Source organism: Sphingomonas sanxanigenens DSM 19645 = NX02 (assembly GCF_000512205.2).
GTDB classification, from domain to species: domain Bacteria; phylum Pseudomonadota; class Alphaproteobacteria; order Sphingomonadales; family Sphingomonadaceae; genus Sphingomonas_D; species Sphingomonas_D sanxanigenens.
On the sequence record NZ_CP006644.1, the window covers coordinates 3,105,641 to 3,122,789 of the forward strand.

Sequence of the window (17,149 nt, forward strand, 5' to 3'; positions counted from 1 at the left end):
GGCGCGGTCAATTGTTCCAGATGTCGCGCGCACGCTCGGCGCGGCGGACCGCCTCGCCGGCGCTGTCGGCCGGGCGTTCGTAGCGCGTCGTCACGATCGATGCCGCCTCGCCCGGATCATCGGCCCCGCGCAGCGCGCGACCCGCGCCCGCCTCGGTGTTGGTCAGCTCCCACTGGATGAACTCGAGCTGCTCGCCGAAGCTGGACTGGCGGATGTCCTTGCCGGCCCATTCGCGGAAATCGGCCTGGCGCGGATTTTCCCATTGGGCGAGGCCATAACCGGGGCCGCCGCCGATCTGGTTGATGTTGGGGTCCATGCCGCTCTCGGCATCGAGGTTGGCGACGATCCCCACCGCCTGCGCGCGGGTCCAGCCCTGACCTTCGAAATAGGCGATCGCCTGGTCGATGCGCTGCGCGCGCGTGCCGTCGCCGGTTGGGGCAGCGCCCTCGGTGCGCTGCGGCCCCTCCGCCGGCGCGCTGCCGTTGTTCTCGCCGCCCGGCGCGCGCAGGATCACCGCGCCATGGTCGAGCGCCCAGGAGAGGTTGTTTTCCGAGATGCGCTGGGTGCCGTCGGCATTGACGTTGTTCGAACCGATCATGCGGCCATTGCCCGCATAGATCTCGGTGTGGGAAACGCCGCCGCCGCGGATGATCACGACATCACCGGGCTTCGCCTGCGCGGGATCGACCTGCGTCCAGCCCGCGCCGCGCAGGTTGGTGTCGAGCTGCGCCACCGAGTCGGTGCGCAGGTTCGCCGGCATCACCCCGGCCTCGATCAGCACGCCCGACACGAAGTTCGCGCAGCACACATTGGAAGGCACGTTGGCGTTCATCGGCAGGTCGTCGCTGGTGTCGCGCTTGAGGTCGGTCGCGTTGCGGCCGAGATACTGCCGTGCGACGTCGTAGACGTTGGGCGTGCCGCCGCCGGCCGATCCCGAGGGGCCATCGACGCCGCCGGGACCGCCCACCGATCCGTTGCCGCCGCCCACGCCGCTGCCGCCGATCGCGAGTTGCTGGCCAGGGAAGATCAGGTTGGGATTGTCGAGCCCGTTCTGCCGGGCGATCGTCTGCCAGTCCGTCCCGAAGCGCGCCGCGATGTCGGAGAGCGTATCGCCGCTCCGCACAGTGTAGCTCTGCGCGGCGGTGCCGCCCTCGGGGATCGATACGACCTCGCCCGGCCGGATCAGGTTCGGGTTGCCGATCTGCGGGTTGGCGGCAATCACCGCGTCCAGCGAGACGCCATGATCCTGCGCGATGCCCGAAAGCGTATCGCCCGACTGGACCCGATAGTCGTTCGAGCCCTCGAGCGAGAGCGACGAGCTGCTCTCTGCGGCGGAGATGCGAGTCACGGTGCGAACCCTCCTTGATGCTTGGCCGATGGGGTACGCGCTTTGCCGGGGCCGCTGAATAATCGGACCGACTAGATGGGGCGGCCGATCTAGTCGAACCGATTATGGGCCGCGCCGCGCCATCACCTTAGTCTTGAGCCATTCAAGAGGGAGCTCAGGTGATGGTCGAAGCCGTCCGGTCCGTTGAACCGCAATCCTTCGCGGCCTCGTCCGCCATTGCGTCGCCGCCCGCCCCGGCGAACGACATCGCCGGCTGGTGGAGCCCCGCCACCGCTGCGCCGTCCACCAGCGTCCAGGCTGCTGCCGCCAACGACGTGTCGCTCACCGATCGTGCGCAGACCAACGCGCTGCTCGCCGACGATGTCTATCGCGCCGAACCCAGCCCGCCGGACGGCTATCGCGTCGCCTCCGCGGAGGAACTCGACAAGCTCGGCATTACGCCCGAGATGCTCGAACAGCCAGGCTCCAGTTTCCGCGCGCGAGTCTACGCCACCGACGAGGGCGGCGAGACGCAGTATGTGGTCGCCTTCCGCGGCTCGCAGACCGGCGAAGACTGGCGCAACAATGTCGAGCAGGCGCTGGGCCTCAATTCCGAGAGCTATGCCAAGGCACTGGAGATCGGCCGCTCGATCGCGCGCAGCGACGAGGCGGTAACCTTCACCGGCCACTCCCTGGGCGGCGGGCTGGCCTCCGCGGCGGCGGTCGCCAGCGGCCGGGAGGCGGATACCTTCAACGCCGCCGGCCTCTCGCAGAACACGCTCGATACGGCGCGCGGCATCGCCGCCGCCAATGATCGCGGCATTTCGACCGTGCAGGCCTATCATGTGCCGGGTGAGATGCTGACGCTGCTGCAGGAAGGCGGCGATCGGGCGATCGGCGGCATCGTCGGTGGCATTTTCGGCGGCGGCATCGGCGGGATCGGCGGCGCGCTCGCCGCCGACGCGCCGGAGGCCTATGGCACCCACCATACGCTTCCCGACGTCCGCCCCGAGGGCAAGGGCTTCTTCGACGGGCTCAACCCGATCGATCGCCACGGCATGGATTGGGTGCTGGCGGGAACCGCGGCGCTGGATTGAGCATTGCCCCGGCATAATCCCGAGCCGGAGTGCGCAATGTGCCTCGCCCTGCCCCGTTCGCGCTTTTCGGCGCGCTGCTGATGACCGGTTGTGCCGCCGATGCGCGCACGCAGTGCTTCGCCCCCGGCACGGACCTGCCCGCATCCGAAGCGGTGCTGGCGCAGCCCGGCGTCGGCGAAAGCGCCAAGCAACTGATCGATGCGCTCGGTTCGGCGGATGTGCCTGCGGTTCGCCGCCTGCTCGCCGCCGACCCGGCACTGGCGCGGCTGCCGCTCGGCAAGGGGGCCGACATGCTCTCGCTGGGCGTCGCAAGCTGCGAACGCGAGGCGCTCGACCTGCTCGTCGCCGCCGGCGCGCCGCTCGATGGCGCCAGCGCCGGCGGCCTGCCGCTGACCCTGGCACTGCGCGCGCGGGACCCGTGGTTCGCCACACGGCTGCTGGCGGCCGGCGCCGCGCCCGCCCCCGGGGGCGCGCCGATCCTGCCGCTGCGCACCGCGATCGGGCTCAATTCGATCGCCGGGGTCGATCTGCTGCTGAATGCCGGCGCCGATCCCGACATCGCCGAACGCACCGGCCGCCGCCCGCTGCACATCGCGCTCGACATGGAACGCTTCCGCATCGCGGAACGGCTGATCGAGCGCGGCGCCGACCCCTGGGCGATCGACTCCGGCGGCGCCAATCTCGCCACCGCCACGGTCACCGAGATGCTGACCGACGACGATGCCGAGGCCGCGGCGCAGAAGCGCCTGCGCGCGAAGGTGGCGGCGTTGAACTGGCCCAAGCCCTTCCCGACGCCGCGCGCGATTCGCGCGCTGGCGCTGGAGGGCCGCTGGCCGCCTGCCGGGAGCGGCGCGGCGGCAGTCCCGGCGGGCGTGCTCGACCTGATCCGCGAACGCGCCCGCTGATCGCAAGCGCGGCGTGTACAGCCTCTACTGGTCGAAATCGGGGAGCTGGACGAGCGCGGTCGTCCCATGGCCGGTAAATGCCCATTCCACCACGCCGCCGAGTTCGGCGACGAGCGCGCGGATCACCCCCTGCCCGCGCCCCGGCTTCGCATCGGCAGCCGCCCCGCCATCATCGCTGACGAGGCAGGTCAGCACCCCCTGCTCGCGGCCGACATGCACCCGGATCTCGCCGCCACGCCCGTGCAAACCGTGCCGCGCGGCGTTGCGGACCAGTTCGGCGACGACAAGCCCGATCAGCCAGCAGCGCCGCGCCGGCAGGATCGGATCGACGGTAACGAAGCGCAGATGCAGATTGACGCCGCGCTGCGCGAGGGCTGCGCGGCTGTACGCATTGCAGATGCCGCCGAGATAATCGGCGAGGTTGAGCGCACCGCCGCTGCGCGGCGGCAGCAGCGCTCGATGCGCATCCGCATGCTCGCGCAAACGATCGGCGGCGCGTTCGAGCGCCGCGTTCGCCGCACCCCCCTGCATCGCCGACGCGGCGATCGACAGGCTGCCAATCGCCTCGGCATATTCGTTGATCACCCGATGGCCGATCTCCTCGACCAGCGTCAGTCCGGGCAGCGACGATCCGGCAGCGGCATTCGGCGCGAACATCGCCGGCCTCCCTCATGGCGATCCGGCAGCATCCGGATCAGGTCGCCAGTTTTGCGAAGTTCGGGGGACGAGGAAAGTAAACAATGGTCTAGGATAGACGTGAGTATGGGGCGCTTGCGACAAGGCGGACCGAAGCGCCTGCATTGCGCAGGCAACCACGATCCGCCCTGTCGAACCTTCGGCGTCTGTCGGGTGTCGGTGCGGGAGGGGGGACTGCCCCCCGCCCGGTTCAGAACGCCATCAGATTCTCACGGAAAGTCTCATGCTCATAGGCCGTGCGCGTCAGCCCGCGGCGCTGCAGTTCGGGCACCAGCCGGTCGCAGATGTCGGAGACATAGCTGGGCTTGATATGGCCGGCGATCAGGAAGCCGTCGCCGCCCACCTCGTCGACGATGTCCTTCATCATGCCCGCGATCATCTCCGGCGTACCGACCATCTGGTTGAAGCCGTCGTCCGCCGAATGCGTCATGATCTGGCGCAGCGTCGCCTGCGGGCCATGCTTGGCGAAGGTCTGCAGCATGGTCTGCATGCCGTTGGTCTTGATCTCGCCGATCGGCGCGTCGAGATCGAACGTGCTGAAGTCGATGCCGGACAGGAACGACATCGCCGCCATGCCCTTTTCCATATGATGCTTCTTCGCCTCGGCGAGCGCCGCCTTCTTGCCGGCCACCTCGTTTGGGCTGTTCACCAGGATCGGGGTGACCGCGTACATCACCTTCAGGCTGTCCGGATCGCGGCCGAAGTCGGCGGCGTGGCCGCGGACATCGTCGCGATACTTCTTCATGTCCGCCATCGTGCCCGAGGTCGCCAGCACCACATCGGCGTTGCGGCCGGAAAATTTGCGGCCGCGCGGCGAGCCGCCCGGCGCCACGAACACGGGGCGGCCCTGCGGCGAGCGCGGCACGTTGAGCGGCCCGCGCGACTTGTAGAACCTGCCCTCGAAATTGATCGCCTTGACCTTGTCGGGATCGACGAACAGCCCGCTCTCGGGGTCCATGACCACCGCATCCGCTTCCCACGCGTCCCACAACTGACTGCACAGGTCGACATATTCGTCGGCCATGTCGTAGCGCAGGTCGTGTTCGAACTGCTTGTCATAGCCATAGTTCTGCGCGGCGGCGTCGCTGGTCGCGGTCACGATGTTCCAGGCGATGCGGCCGTCGGAATAATGGTCCATCGTCGAGAGCGAGCGCGCCAGCAGCCACGGCGGATAGAAGGTGGAGGTCATCGTCACCGCCAGCCCCAGCCGCTTGGTCGCCTGCGCGAGATAGGGCGTCAGGATCACCGGATCGAGCTTGGGGGTCATCGTCGCGGTGCGCAGATAGTAATCCATGCTGCCGCCATAGGCGTAGGGCACCGCCGACGTGTCCTCGAGGATCAGCACGTCGAAGCAGGCGCGTTCCAGTGCGCGCGCTGCGTCCTGGAAGATGTCGGGCTTGGTCCAGTCATAGCCCGGCGCATAGCCCGGCTCGTTCCAGCCCTGCACGGTGATGCCCGGCCCCAGAAACCAGCCAAGATGAAATTCGGCCATGAAAACCCCCGAAATGGTTGATGAGGAGAGACTGGCATAGCGCCCGCCGCAGGGATCATTCGTTTTTATGCACTGCACAATAGCGCCGCCCGAAGAACCGGTCGCAGGCCTTGCGCTCGCACCGCCCCTCCTCTTCTATGCGGTACGGCGATCGAACGGGGCGAAGAACGGGCAGGCATGACGAACGAGCACCAATCGATCCGTCCCTTCCTGGCATGGCTGGAAACGCAGGGCGCGCTGCAGCGGATCGCCGAAAGCGTCGATCCCATGCATGAAATCTCGGCGTTCCTGTCGCTCGCCGATCGCGGCCCGGCGCTGCTGTTCGAGCGGGTCGCAGGCTCCCCCTTGCGCGTCGCCGGCAATCTGCTCGCCGGGCGCGAGCGCGTCGCGGCGGCGCTCGGCGTGCCCGAGGCAGGGATCGTCGCCGCGATACGGCGCGCGATCGCCGAGCCGGTGCCGCCCGTCGCGGCCGACCACGCCGCGGTGCAGCAGGTGGTCGAGCGCGAAGCGCCGCTGGGCAAGCTGCCGGTGCCCACCTTCTTCGAGCATGAGCAGCGGCCCTACATCACCGCCGGCGTCATCCTCGCGCGCGATCCGCACAGCGGCAACGGCAACGCATCGTTCGCGCGGCTCGGCATCCTCGACGATCGCACCGCGCTGGTCGGCATCGCCCCCAATCACCACCTCGCCTTGTTCGCGCGGCGCGCAGCGGACCGCGGGGAGACCTTGCCGATCGCGGTCGTGCTCGGCGCGCATCCGGCGATCCAGATGGCCGCCTGCCTCTATCTCGGCGTCGGTGACGACGAACTCCATTGCGCCGGCCGGCTGCTCGGCAGCCCGGTCGAACTGATCGACGCGCTGACCGTCGACCTCAAGGTGCCGGCGGGCGCCGAGATCGTGCTCGAGGGCCGGCTCGACGCGCGCGATCCGGTGGATGAGGGGCTGATCTCCGAATATCATGGCATGTATGAGGATTATGGCCCCGGCATCCGCGCGACCTTCTCGGCGATGACGCGGCGCGAGGATGCGATCATGCAGGTGATCGAGCCCGGCTATCACCGCGAGCATATCTATCTGGGGGCACTGCCGATCGCCGCCGGGTTGCTCCACGCGATCAGGGCGGCCGTCCCCAACACGCAGGATGTGGCCGTTACCGAGGCGGGCGCCGGCCGCACCGATATCGTCGTCCAGATCGCCGATCCCCGACCCGGCCAGGCGCGCCGGGCGATGCATGCCGCCTTCGCCGCGGTCAGCATGGTCAAGCGCGTCACCGTCGTCGATGCCGATATCGACCCGTGGGATGCGGTGATGGTCGATTGGGCGCGCTGCAACCGCATGAAGCTGGAGCGCGACCTGCTGCTGCTGCCGCTGAGCGGCACCGACCGCTCCGAGCCGATGGAGGCCGGCGGCCTCGTCACCAAGGTGGGGTTCGACGCCACCGCCAAAACCGGCGACCGGGTGGAAGGCGTGGAGCGCGCGCTGCCGCCCGCCGCCGTCTCTGCCGCGGCGCGCGAAAAGCTGGCGGCGATGTTCGCCCAGCGCCCGCGCTGGCTCGCCTGATGGCCGCCCCCCGCCGCATCATCGTCGGCATCACCGGGGCGACCGGCATCGCCTATGGCATAGAGGTGCTGCGCCTGCTGCGCGAGGCGGGCGGCTATGAAAGCCACCTGATCATGTCGCCGCCCGCGATCCGCACGCTGGCGGAGGAGAGCGACGTGACGCTGGCCGAGGTGCAGGCGCTGGCGGACGTGCGCCACTCGTTCAAGGATATCGGCGCCTCGATCGCCAGCGGGTCCTTCCGCACCATGGGCATGATCGTCGCCCCCTGCTCCGCCCACACGATGAGCGCGATCGCCGCATCGCTCGGCGACAACCTCATCCTGCGCGCCGCCGACGTCTGCCTGAAGGAGCGCCGGCCGCTGCTGCTGCTGCTGCGCGAAACGCCGCTCCACCTCGGCCATATCGAGCATATGGCCGCCGTCACCCGCTATGGCGCGATCGTGATGCCTCCGGTACCCGGTTTCTATACGAAACCGGCAAGCATCGCCGAGCTGGTTCGCCAGACCTCCGCGCGCGCGCTGGACGTGATGGGCATCGATACCGGGGCGGTCGATCGCTGGGGCGAGGATGAGTGAGTGCAGGTTACGGAATTGCTTATGCTGACCTCCGGCAAATCGGGCTACGGCTCCCCGCGCTGCAACGCCTAGTCTGATCCCGCGCTCGCTGATCCAGCTCTCCGCGCTGCTTACTAGGGGGTTGTTGATGCCCGACAAGGTGTTCGTCGGAAGCATTGTGTTGCCTGATCGCGTGATCGACCAGGGGTTCGTGCTGACCGCGGACGGTATCGTCCAGCATGTCGGCGCGGGCGCACCGCCCGCCGGCGAGACGCATGGCGGCGCAGGCATGCTCGTCCTCCCCGGCGCGATCGACGCGCAGGTCCACAGCCGCAGCCAGGCCGACCAGGAGGATTTCATCTGGTCGACGCGCAGCGCCGCGGCGGGCGGCGTCACCACCATCGTCGACATGCCCTATGATGCCGGCGACCTGATCTGCACGCCAGGGCAATTGACCGCCAAGGCGGCGACCGCCGGCGAGCAGGCGCGCGTCGATTTCGCGCTCTACGCCACCGTCGCGCCCGAAGACGGCGCGGCGCAGATCCCGGCGCTGATCGAGGCGGGAGCGGCGGCGTTCAAATTTTCCACCTTCGGCACCGATCCCAAGCGCTTCCCGCGCATCCCGCCGCACACGATGCACGCCTGCTTCGCCGCGATCGCGCCCTACGGGCTGATGGCCGGCGTCCACAACGAGGATGACGAGATGGTGCGCGCCGCCATCGCCGCGGTGCGCGCGTCGGGCGATACGTCCTATCTCGCCCACGGCCGCTCGCGCCCGCCGATCACCGAGGCGCTGGCGACCGCGCAGGTCTATGAGATCGGCGCCGCCACCGGCTGCGCCGCGCACATCGTCCATTGCTCGATCGGGCGCGGCTACGAACTCGCCGCCGCCTATCGCCAGCAGGGCCATGAAGCGACGATCGAGGCGTGCATCCACTATCTGACGCTCGACGAGGAAGAGCATGTCCGTCGTCTCGTCGGCCGCGCCAAGATCAATCCGCCGATCCGCCCGCGCGCCGAGCGCGAGGCGTTGTGGCGGCACCTCGCGGCGGGCAACATCACCGTCGTTTCGACCGACCATGTGAGCTGGTCCGCCGACCGCAAGGACGATCCGGACATGCTCAAGAATGCCTCCGGCGCGCCGGGGCTCGAAGTGCTGGTGCCGCTGCTGGTGAAGGGGCTGGTCGAGCGCGACCTGCCGCTCAGCCACGCCGCCCGGCTGCTCGCGCACAACCCCGCGCACCTGTTCCGGCTGGGCGGCACCAAGGGTGCGCTGGCGGTGGGCCGCGACGCGGACGTGATGCTGATGGCCAAGAGCCCCTATCGCTACGATCCCGCCGCTTCCGGCATGAACGTCGTCGGCTGGAGCCCCTATGAGGGGATGGAACTGCCATACCGCGTCGAGGCCGCCTATCTGCGCGGCACGCAGATCTCCGCCGGCGGGCAGACCAGCGCCGAACCGGGCACCGGCCGGTTCCAGCGCCCGCTGCGGCAGGCGGCATGACGCGCGCCACCATCGATGCCGCACGGTTGTGGGAAGATCTGATCGCACTGGGTGCGATCACCGAGCCCGGCAAGCCCTATACCCGCCGCTCCTTCTCACCCTTGTTCGACGAGGGCCGCGCGCTGCTGACGACATGGCTCGAAGCGGCGGGCGCCACCGTGCGTGTCGATGCCGGCGGCAATCTGATCGGGCGGATCGCGGGTAGCGACCCCGGTCTGCCCGCCATCGCCATCGGCTCGCACAGCGATACCGTGCCCGCCGGCGGCCGCTTCGACGGCATCGCGGGGGTGATCGCGGGCATCGGCGTGGCGCGCGCCTTCGCCGAGGCGGGCGAGAGCTTGCGTCATCCGCTGGAGATCATCGACTGTCTCGCCGAGGAACCGAGCGAATTCGGCCTCTCCTGCATCGGCAGCCGCGCGATGGTGTCGCGGCTCGATCCGCCGATGCTGGAGATGACCGACGGCAAGGGCCGCACCCTCGCCGATGCGTTGCGCGCGGTCGGCGGCGATCCCGGACGGCTGGAAGAGGCACACCGCAGCGACCTCGCGGCCTTCCTCGAACTCCATATCGAGCAGGGCCCGGTGCTGGAGGCGGAGGGCATCGACATCGGCGTCGTCACCGCGATCGTCGGCATCCGCCGCATCGAGATCCGCTTCACGGGGCAAGCCGCGCACGCCGGCACCGCGCCGATGCATCTGCGCCGCGACGCCGCTTATGCGGGCGCGCTGACCCTCGCGCGCCTGCGCGAACGCGCCGAGCAGCTGGCGGCGGAAGGCGGCCCCTATTTCGTCGCGACCGTGGGCATCATGGAGGTGTGGCCGGGCGGTTCCAACGTCGTCGCCGGCCGCTGCCGCCTCGTCGTCGACGTGCGCAGTTCGGACATGACGATGACCGACCGCTTCGCCGAAGACCTCGACGCGATCAGCCGCGCCGCCGCCGAGACCGCGCGCGTCGAGCGCAGCGAGATCGCGGTGCTGTCGGACGGCGTACCCGCGGTGTGCGACCCGGCCTTGCGCACGCTGATCGCCGAGGCCGCAGCCACCGAAGGCCTGAGCGCGATCGACATCGCCAGCGGCGCCGGCCATGACGCCGCCTTCATGGCCGGTATCTGCCCTTCGGCGATGATCTTCATCCCCTGTCTGCGGGGAATGAGCCATACGCCCGACGAATATAGCACGCCCGATCAGCTCGCGGCGGGGACACGGGTGTTGCTGGAAACGGTGCGACAATTCGATCGCAGGCTTTGAGGCAAATCGCCCGGCCTTTGCAGGTCGTACCGCGATGCAGTGCGCCGCTCAGCGCTGGCGGACCGGGTCCAGCGCGATCATGGCCGGCAGCGTCCGCCGGGGCAGCCCGCGGATCGCCCACAGCCCGACCAACGCCGCTGCCGCGACATAGCCGGTCGGCGCCTGTGCACCGAAGCCGTTGGCGGCGAGCCAGGTGATGATCGCGGGCGCGAAGCCGGCGAACAGGGTGATCGCGGCGTTGTAGGAAATCGAGGTGCCGGTGGAGCGGATCGCGGTCGGGAACAATTCGGCGAGGATCGCGGGCGCGGCGCCCGAATAGAGGCCGACCAGCGCACAGAACGCCATCTGGATCGGCACCAGCACCAGCAGGCTGCGCGCCTCGACCAATGCCGCCATCAGCAGCGGCGCGCCGACCAGCAGCGCGATCGCGGCCCCGCCCATCAGCGCGCGGCGCCCGAACCGGTCGGCGAGCGCGCCCGAGACGAAGCAGGTGCCCGCCAGCACCGCGTTGCCCGCGAGCGATGCCAGCAACGCCTCGTTCGCCGAATAGCCGAGCGCCCGCTGCAGGTGCACCGGCATGAACACCACCAGCGCGTAGATCGCGACGCCCCACAGCACCGAGATGCCGAAACCGCGCAACAGCGCCTCGCCATGACCCGCCAGCATCTCGCCGATCCGCGGACGCCGTTGCGGCGCCTGCGCCGCCACGGCCTCGAACGCGGGCGTCTCGTCCAGCGTCGCGCGCAGCCAGATGCCGATCGGCACGATCAGCAGGCCGAACAGGAAGGGGATGCGCCAGCCATAGGATGCCATCGCCGCCGCGTCGAAGATCTGCCCCACCGTGATCGCGACGAGGGCGGCGAGGATATTGGACATCGCCATGCTCGCCTGCAGCCACGCGCCGATGCGCGCGCGCCGCGTCGGCGGGGCATGTTCGATCAGGAACGCCGCCGCGCCGCCGATCTCGCCGCCGGCCGAAAGCCCCTGCAGCAGCCGGCCGAACAGCACGATCACCGGCGCGGCCGCTCCGATCATCGCATGCGTCGGCGCCAGCGCGATGATCGCGGTGCCCAGCGCCATCAGCCCGAAGGTCAGCGTCAGCGCCGCCTTGCGCCCGGCGCGATCGCCGTAATAGCCGATCACCACCGCCCCCACCGGCCGCGCGACGAAGCCGACGGCGAAGGTCAGCAGCGCCTTGATCATCCCGGTGGTGCCGTCATCGTCCGGAAAGAAGGCCTGCGCGATGAACGGCGCGAACAGCACGAACACCGAGAAGTCATACCATTCGAACGCATTGCCGATCGTCGCGGCCGCAACCGCGCGCCGCCGGCTGGCGCGGCTGCCGTCGCTGCTCACGCCAGACAGCGGTGGATGCCCTTGGATGCTACTTCGTCCAGCGCCTGCTCATAGCCCGCATCGGCATAGCGCAGCACGCCGAGGGCGGTGTCGTTGGTCAGCGCCAGCCGCAGCCGTTCGTCCGCTGCCTCGGTTCCGTCGGCGATCACCGTCACCCCCGCACTGGTCATGAATCCAGCATAGCCCCCGCCGCCCGAATGGATCGCGACGAGGTCTGCCTGCGAACTTGCCATCGCCAGCGCGTCGAGCAGGGGCCAGTCGGCCACCGCATCCGATCCGTCGCGCATCTTCTCGGTCATGATCGTCGGATGCGCCATCGCCGCGGCGTCGAGATGGTCGCGGGTGAAGGCGATGGGCCCCGCCAGCCGCCCGTCGCGCACCATGCTGTTCACCGCCAGCGCCAGTTCGGTGCGCTCGCCATGGCCCAGCCAGGCGATCCGCGCCGGCAGGCCTTCCACCGGCACATGCACCCGCGCCAGCTCGATCCAGCGGCGGATGATCGCATTGTCGCCGAACGCCTCGAGCAGATAGGCGTCGATGCGGGCGATGTCGTCGCGCGCGTTCGCCAGCGAGATCCAGCGGAACGGGCCGATCGCGCGCGCGAACAGCGGACGGAGATAGGCTTCGGTAAAGATGGGAATATCGAAGGCATCGGGCACGCCGCCCTCGACCGCCTGGCTGCGGATCAGGTTGCCATTGTCGAAGACGATCGCGCCGGACCGCTGGAAATCGAGCATCGCCCGAACCTGCCGGGCGATGCTGGCGCGCCCTGCGGCCATCAGCGCCGCCGGGTCGCCGCGCAGCGCCGGCACCGTCTCCGGCGTCTCGCCGATCGGGATATAGCCATAGACGAGATCGTGCGCGGAGGTCTGGTCGGTCACGACATCGGGCACCACCCCGCGCGCGAGGATCGCCGGATAGACCTCGGCGGCGTTGGCGCACAGCCCGATCGAGACCGCGCGGCGCTGCACGGTCGCCTGCGCGACCATCTCCAGCGCCTCGTCCAGCGACTCCGCCACCATGTCGAGCAGCCCGGTCTCGCGCCGCCGCGCGATCCGCGCCGGATCGACCTCGACGCACAGGATCGTCGCCCCCGCCATCCGCCCGGCGAGCGGCTGCGCGCCGCCCATGCCGCCCAGCCCCGCGGTCAGCACGAACTTTCCGGCAAGGTCGCCGCCGAAATGGCGCTCGGCGATCCGCATGAGGATCTCGTAGGTGCCCTGGATCACCCCCTGCGAGCCGATATATTGCCAGTCGCCAGCGGTCAGCCCGCCCCAGCAGATCAACCCGGCCTGCTCCAGCCGGTAGAAATTCTCCGCCGTCGCCCAGCGGCCGACGAGATTGCAGTTCGCCATGATGACCAGCGGCGCGGCCTTGTGGGTGCGCAGGATGCCGATCGGCTTGCCGGACTGGACGACGAGCGTCTCATCCTCCTCCATCGTCTTCAGCGCGGCGACGATCGCGTCGTGGGAGGGCCAGTCGCGCGCCGCCTTGCCGAGCGCGGCATAGACCACCAGCCGCTCGGGCGCCTCGCCCACCGCCAGCACATTTTCCAGCAGCCGCAGCAGCCCTTCCTGGCGCCAGCCCTTGCAGCGCAGTTCGCTGCCGCCCGGCACGGGGAAAACGCGGGTCATGCGAGCGCATGATCCGCGATGGCGATGCCGAGCGCCTGCTCGACCACCGGATAGACGCTGGCATCCCGCACCGACGAACTGAGCGGAATCAGGTCCTTGGCGATGTGGAACACCAGCAGCTCGGCGCCCTCCTCGACCTGGCCGACGCTCACCGGCACGCCGTCCGGCGTCAAGGTCGTGATCACGTCGGGATAGGTGGCGAGCCGCGCCCCCGCCATATCGCCCACCGCCATATATTCGTTCATCACGTGAAGCAGCATGCCCGTTCCGCCATTATCGATCGCGATGGTGCCGATGTCGAAAGCCTGTGCAGTATAATGCACAGCCTTTTTCGTGACCCGTCCGCGCGCGAGAATCCGCCCGCCGGTGCTCGCGCAGATCGCGTCGACCACGGCTTCCCCGCCGCGCGTCTGCGCGTCGCGGATCGCCTCGCCGAGGTCGAGCGCCAGCGAGATCCCGCCCAGCGCCGCGTGCTGCTGCACATAGGCTGCGCGGATCGGGTTGCGGCAGCTCGCGATGAACCCGCCCGACATGTCGGCGGCGGCACGCAGCACCGGCGAGACCTTGGCGGTCGCGCCGCGCGTGACCAGTTCGATATAGGCATGGGACGCGCGATGCCCGCCCGCCGCGGTCTGGATCATCGGCTCGGGGCTGGCGGCGAGGCCCAGCGAGCCCATGTCCCCGGTCGGGTGCGCGCGCACGTCGCCCACCGCATCGACCACCACCAAACCGAGCTCGACCGCGGGCAACCAGCCGTTGAGCGTGCTCGACATGCCGTTCTGGCCGATGATCAGCCCCGCGAGCGGCGCCCCCAGCGCCTCCTGAAGCAGTGCGGCGGCGCGCACATAATCCTCGCCGCGCATTTCCCACCGGGTGGTGCCGGCGGGCGCGCCGATCGCCGCCGCGGTCGCGATCCACGCATCGCCGGGCAGTTCGTCGATCGAGACGAGCTCGGGGCTGCCGCGATCCATCGCGGCGTTGCCCAGCATCCGGCCGTGATCCGCCCAGCCACCGCCGCCGCAGGCGAACACCGAGCCGCCCAGCACCGCGGCCTCGACATCGTCGCGGACCAGGCGGCGCCTCATCGATAGAGGTTCATGCGCACGGGCTGGTCGAGCGTGGTGCCATGGATCGCGACCATCTCGTCGAAGCGGCGGCGAACCTCGTCGCTGGTCGCGGCTTCCTCGCTATAGCCGTTGTAGCGCATGTTGCTGATCGCCTCGGCGGCATAGGCGTCGAACCCGCCCTCGAAGATGCGCGGCTCGGCGAAGAAGGCCACCGTCTCGCTGCCGAAGGCGGGGGCGGCGTGCGCAGAGAGCGCCGCCAGCGCGTCGGCGCGCACCGCGGTTTCGTCATGATAGGGCGCCATCACATATTGCGCCGGGCCATCGGCGACCGGTTCGGCGACGCACAATGTGCCGCCGGGCTTCAGCACGCGCCGCGCCTCCTGCAGCGCCCCGCCCATCCGCGCGCCGGGGACATGGTGCAGCGAATAGACGAACAGGACGATGTCGGCGCTCGCATCGGGAAGCGGCAGCGCATCCGCCTGCCCCAGTTCGAGCCTGAAGCTGCCCTGCCCCAATTCGGTGCGATCGGTGCCCTGGATGAAGGGATCGACGCCGGTCACCTCCGCACCCCGTTCCGCCAAAGCGCGCGCCACCGCGCCCTCGCCGCAGCCGATATCGACCACCTGCTTGCCGGCGACATCGCCGAGCGCCTCCAGCAAGCCATCGATCCGCGACTTGCGCTCCAGACTGTCCGGGGTCGTCACCATCAACTCATCCACCTCTTTTCCACCGGCGGCCAGCCTATGGACAAGCGCCGCCCCCCGGAAGGGCCGAGGTGCGAGGGCCTGTCGACGACCCCCATAGGCGTTTCCGTACATCGGGCTCCGGGGGCGGGTCAGCGCCCGTCCGGCATCGCCGGCCCCGCCGGCATCAGCCCAGCCGCCGGCACCTCCCGCACGAACCCGCCCGCCACCGCGAACGGCGATCGACCATCCGGCACCGCGCCGCGAAACGGCAACCGCGCGCGGAACGCCGCCCAGGCCGCGGTCGGGCCCGGCCCGAACGCACGGCCGGGATCCTGCGCCTTGCGCACGTCCAGCCAGAAGCTGGCGGTGAGGAGGTTCTGCGCGAGCAGGTCGAAGCTGCGGTCGATCGCGGTGTCGGCGCGCGCGATCTTGAGGCGGGTCTGCGCCTGCAGATCCTCCACCGTCGCGATGATCGCATGGCCGGCCGGCGCCACCGGCACCGCCAGCCCCTGGATCTCCTGCCACAGATCGGTCGAGACCTTGGCGTTGCCCTGCGGTGCGAACCCGCCGGCAGCCAGGCCCGGCGTGCGCGGCAGATCGGCGATCACGTCGGTCGGGCGGATCACGGTGAAGAAGCTGTTGTTGAAGCGGTCGAGCCGCTGATTGACCGCCACGTCCATATTGGCGAGCGCGATCGTGAACGCCTCGACATCATTGTCGAGCGGATAGGGATCCCAGTTGGCGTTGGAGAAGATATAGCCGGTGCGCCTGCCCGCCGCGGTAGCGCCGGTGATGCGATAGCGCAGTGCCTGCGGCGTGTTCAGTTCCCACGCATCGTCGGGCTTGAGCCCGGCGACGACGGCGGGGTTGTGATCCGATCCGTTGATCGCGATGGAGACCGTCTCGGCCAGCCGCGCCCAGGCGAGCCATGCCGAGCCCTGCCGGATCGCCGAGGCGCGCAGGCTTTCGGGGTCCTGGATAATCCGCGCCGGATCCTCGCCGAACAGATAGGAACCGCGGATCATCCCCAAGGTGCGCGCCGCCTGCCAGTTGAGCCACTTATAGGGCCGGTGGCGCTGCACCGGCATGAACAGCGGGGTGACGCTGCTGTTCATGCCGTTGAGCTCCATCGCATAGATCAGGTCCGCCCAGTCGAGCAGCCGCCGCGCATCGGCGACGAGCAAGGCCGCCTGCGCGGTATAGTCGGCATTGGTGGTGCTGACAGTGCCGTCTCCCGGCGCCGGCGCGATCGGCTTGAGCCCCGCCGCGGCCAGCGCATCCGCCGCCGGCATCCGGCAGCCGCCGAACCACGCCTCGCCGCGTCCCACGAGCACGCCGTTGACGTTGCCGACGATCGGCCCGTCCGCCTCGCCGGTGCCGCCGATCGTCCGCGCGACCGGGGTGACACCGGCGTTGAGCAGGTCGACCAGCCCCTGCAGCAATTGCGGGCTCGCCGGCAGGAATGTCATGCCATTGGCGCGGACGAGCATGTTGGCGCGGATCTTGTCCTCGCCCGCCACCTCGGGGCCGACGCCGGCATTGGCGCCGTTCTGGAACTGCGCCAGCACGCGTGCCTCCAGCCGCGGGCGGTTCTCCGGCCCCATCGGATCGCCGGTGAAGGTGGGCGTCTCGCGCCCCGATCCGGGCGCGCGATTGAACAGATAGATCGGCACGCCCTCCGCCGCACCCTGCATCATCAGCGCGAAGGTCTCGTCCATCCGTTTGCGCGCCGCCGGCGCCACCGCCACCCGTGCCCGGCCGCGCGCGACCGCAACGACCTGCTCGATCGTCAGATGCTCGCCATCCAGCGTGACCGTCGCCCTTGCCTCCGCCGGCAGCGGCTGCGGCCGGCATTCGGCATGCGCCGTACCCGCCATGGTGATCGCCAATGCCCCGAACAGAATAGCGTGCCGCATGCCCCAAGCCCCTCTTGCCGTTGGCGTGAGGCTATCGGCGGCGGCGAGCGCACCCCTCATCAGGAAGTCGGCAGCGCCACATAAGCGGCGCGCGCAACGCAAAATTAC

At 69.7% G+C, this 17,149-nt stretch carries 14 protein-coding genes; 6 read left to right on the forward strand and 8 right to left on the reverse strand.

The features are described from left to right. Positions 1-7: 7 nt before the first annotated feature. The gene (locus NX02_RS30735; RefSeq protein WP_025292891.1) at positions 8-1,348 is read right to left on the reverse strand and encodes a phage tail tip lysozyme; all 1,341 of its coding nucleotides are present in this window, start codon (positions 1,346-1,348) and stop codon (positions 8-10) included. A 161-nt stretch (positions 1,349-1,509) separates the two neighbouring features. Here NX02_RS30735 and NX02_RS30740 point away from each other — a divergent pair, with 161 nt between their 5' ends. Together NX02_RS30740 and NX02_RS14350 are read left to right on the forward strand one after the other, a co-directional pair. Next, positions 1,510-2,424 carry a Tle-like phospholipase domain-containing protein gene (locus NX02_RS30740; RefSeq protein ID WP_025292892.1) on the forward strand — a complete coding sequence of 305 codons (915 nt, stop codon included), beginning with the start codon at positions 1,510-1,512 and terminating at the stop codon, positions 2,422-2,424. A 38-nt stretch (positions 2,425-2,462) separates the two neighbouring features. After that, positions 2,463-3,329, forward strand: coding sequence for an ankyrin repeat domain-containing protein (locus tag NX02_RS14350; protein ID WP_158014024.1), 867 nt, complete (start codon positions 2,463-2,465; stop codon positions 3,327-3,329). 24 nt (positions 3,330-3,353) lie between these two features. On the opposite strand, the gene NX02_RS14355 is transcribed toward NX02_RS14350, so the two are convergent. After that, positions 3,354-3,986, reverse strand: a complete 633-nt coding sequence (locus tag NX02_RS14355; RefSeq protein ID WP_025292894.1) for an ATP-binding protein — start codon at positions 3,984-3,986, stop codon at positions 3,354-3,356. Between the two features lie 229 nt (positions 3,987-4,215). Further along, positions 4,216-5,517, reverse strand: coding sequence for an NtaA/DmoA family FMN-dependent monooxygenase (locus NX02_RS14360; RefSeq protein ID WP_025292895.1), 1,302 nt, complete (start codon positions 5,515-5,517; stop codon positions 4,216-4,218). 177 nt (positions 5,518-5,694) lie between these two features. On the opposite strand from NX02_RS14360, the gene NX02_RS14365 reads away from it, so the two are divergent. The 4 genes from NX02_RS14365 to NX02_RS14380 all read left to right on the forward strand — a co-directional run bounded on the left by NX02_RS14365 (position 5,695) and on the right by NX02_RS14380 (position 10,382). After that, positions 5,695-7,077, forward strand: coding sequence for a UbiD family decarboxylase (locus NX02_RS14365; RefSeq protein WP_025292896.1), 1,383 nt, complete (start codon positions 5,695-5,697; stop codon positions 7,075-7,077). Beyond that, a complete protein-coding gene (locus tag NX02_RS14370) occupies positions 7,077-7,652 on the forward strand; it encodes a UbiX family flavin prenyltransferase (protein WP_025292897.1) in 576 nt (191 codons plus the stop codon). Before NX02_RS14365 ends, NX02_RS14370 begins: the two co-directional genes overlap by 1 nt. A gap of 127 nt (positions 7,653-7,779) precedes the next feature. After that, positions 7,780-9,135 (forward strand): dihydroorotase, encoded by a 1,356-nt coding sequence (locus NX02_RS14375; protein WP_025292898.1) that lies wholly within the window; start codon positions 7,780-7,782, stop codon positions 9,133-9,135. Beyond that, on the forward strand, positions 9,132-10,382 hold the full coding sequence (locus NX02_RS14380) for a Zn-dependent hydrolase (RefSeq protein WP_025292899.1): 1,251 nt from the start codon (positions 9,132-9,134) through the stop codon (positions 10,380-10,382). The genes NX02_RS14375 and NX02_RS14380 overlap by 4 nt, the downstream gene beginning before the upstream one ends. 48 nt (positions 10,383-10,430) lie before the next feature. On the opposite strand, the gene NX02_RS14385 is transcribed toward NX02_RS14380, so the two are convergent. The 5 genes from NX02_RS14385 to NX02_RS14405 all read right to left on the reverse strand — a co-directional run bounded on the left by NX02_RS14385 (position 10,431) and on the right by NX02_RS14405 (position 17,041). Further along, on the reverse strand, positions 10,431-11,738 hold the full coding sequence (locus NX02_RS14385; RefSeq protein ID WP_025292900.1) for an MFS transporter: 1,308 nt from the start codon (positions 11,736-11,738) through the stop codon (positions 10,431-10,433). Continuing rightward, positions 11,735-13,372: a thiourocanate hydratase gene (locus tag NX02_RS14390; RefSeq protein ID WP_025292901.1), complete on the reverse strand. Its 1,638-nt coding sequence runs from the start codon at positions 13,370-13,372 to the stop codon at positions 11,735-11,737. Before NX02_RS14390 ends, NX02_RS14385 begins: the two co-directional genes overlap by 4 nt. After that, entirely contained in the window at positions 13,369-14,457 is a 1,089-nt protein-coding gene (locus NX02_RS14395; RefSeq protein ID WP_025292902.1) for a thiohydantoin desulfurase, read from the reverse strand. The genes NX02_RS14390 and NX02_RS14395 overlap by 4 nt, the downstream gene beginning before the upstream one ends. Continuing rightward, positions 14,454-15,146, reverse strand: a complete 693-nt coding sequence (locus tag NX02_RS14400) for a class I SAM-dependent methyltransferase (protein WP_025292903.1) — start codon at positions 15,144-15,146, stop codon at positions 14,454-14,456. Before NX02_RS14400 ends, NX02_RS14395 begins: the two co-directional genes overlap by 4 nt. Before the next feature lie 128 nt (positions 15,147-15,274). Continuing rightward, the gene (locus NX02_RS14405; RefSeq protein ID WP_158014025.1) at positions 15,275-17,041 is read right to left on the reverse strand and encodes an aromatic amino acid ammonia-lyase; all 1,767 of its coding nucleotides are present in this window, start codon (positions 17,039-17,041) and stop codon (positions 15,275-15,277) included. Between the last annotated feature and the right edge of the window lie 108 nt (positions 17,042-17,149).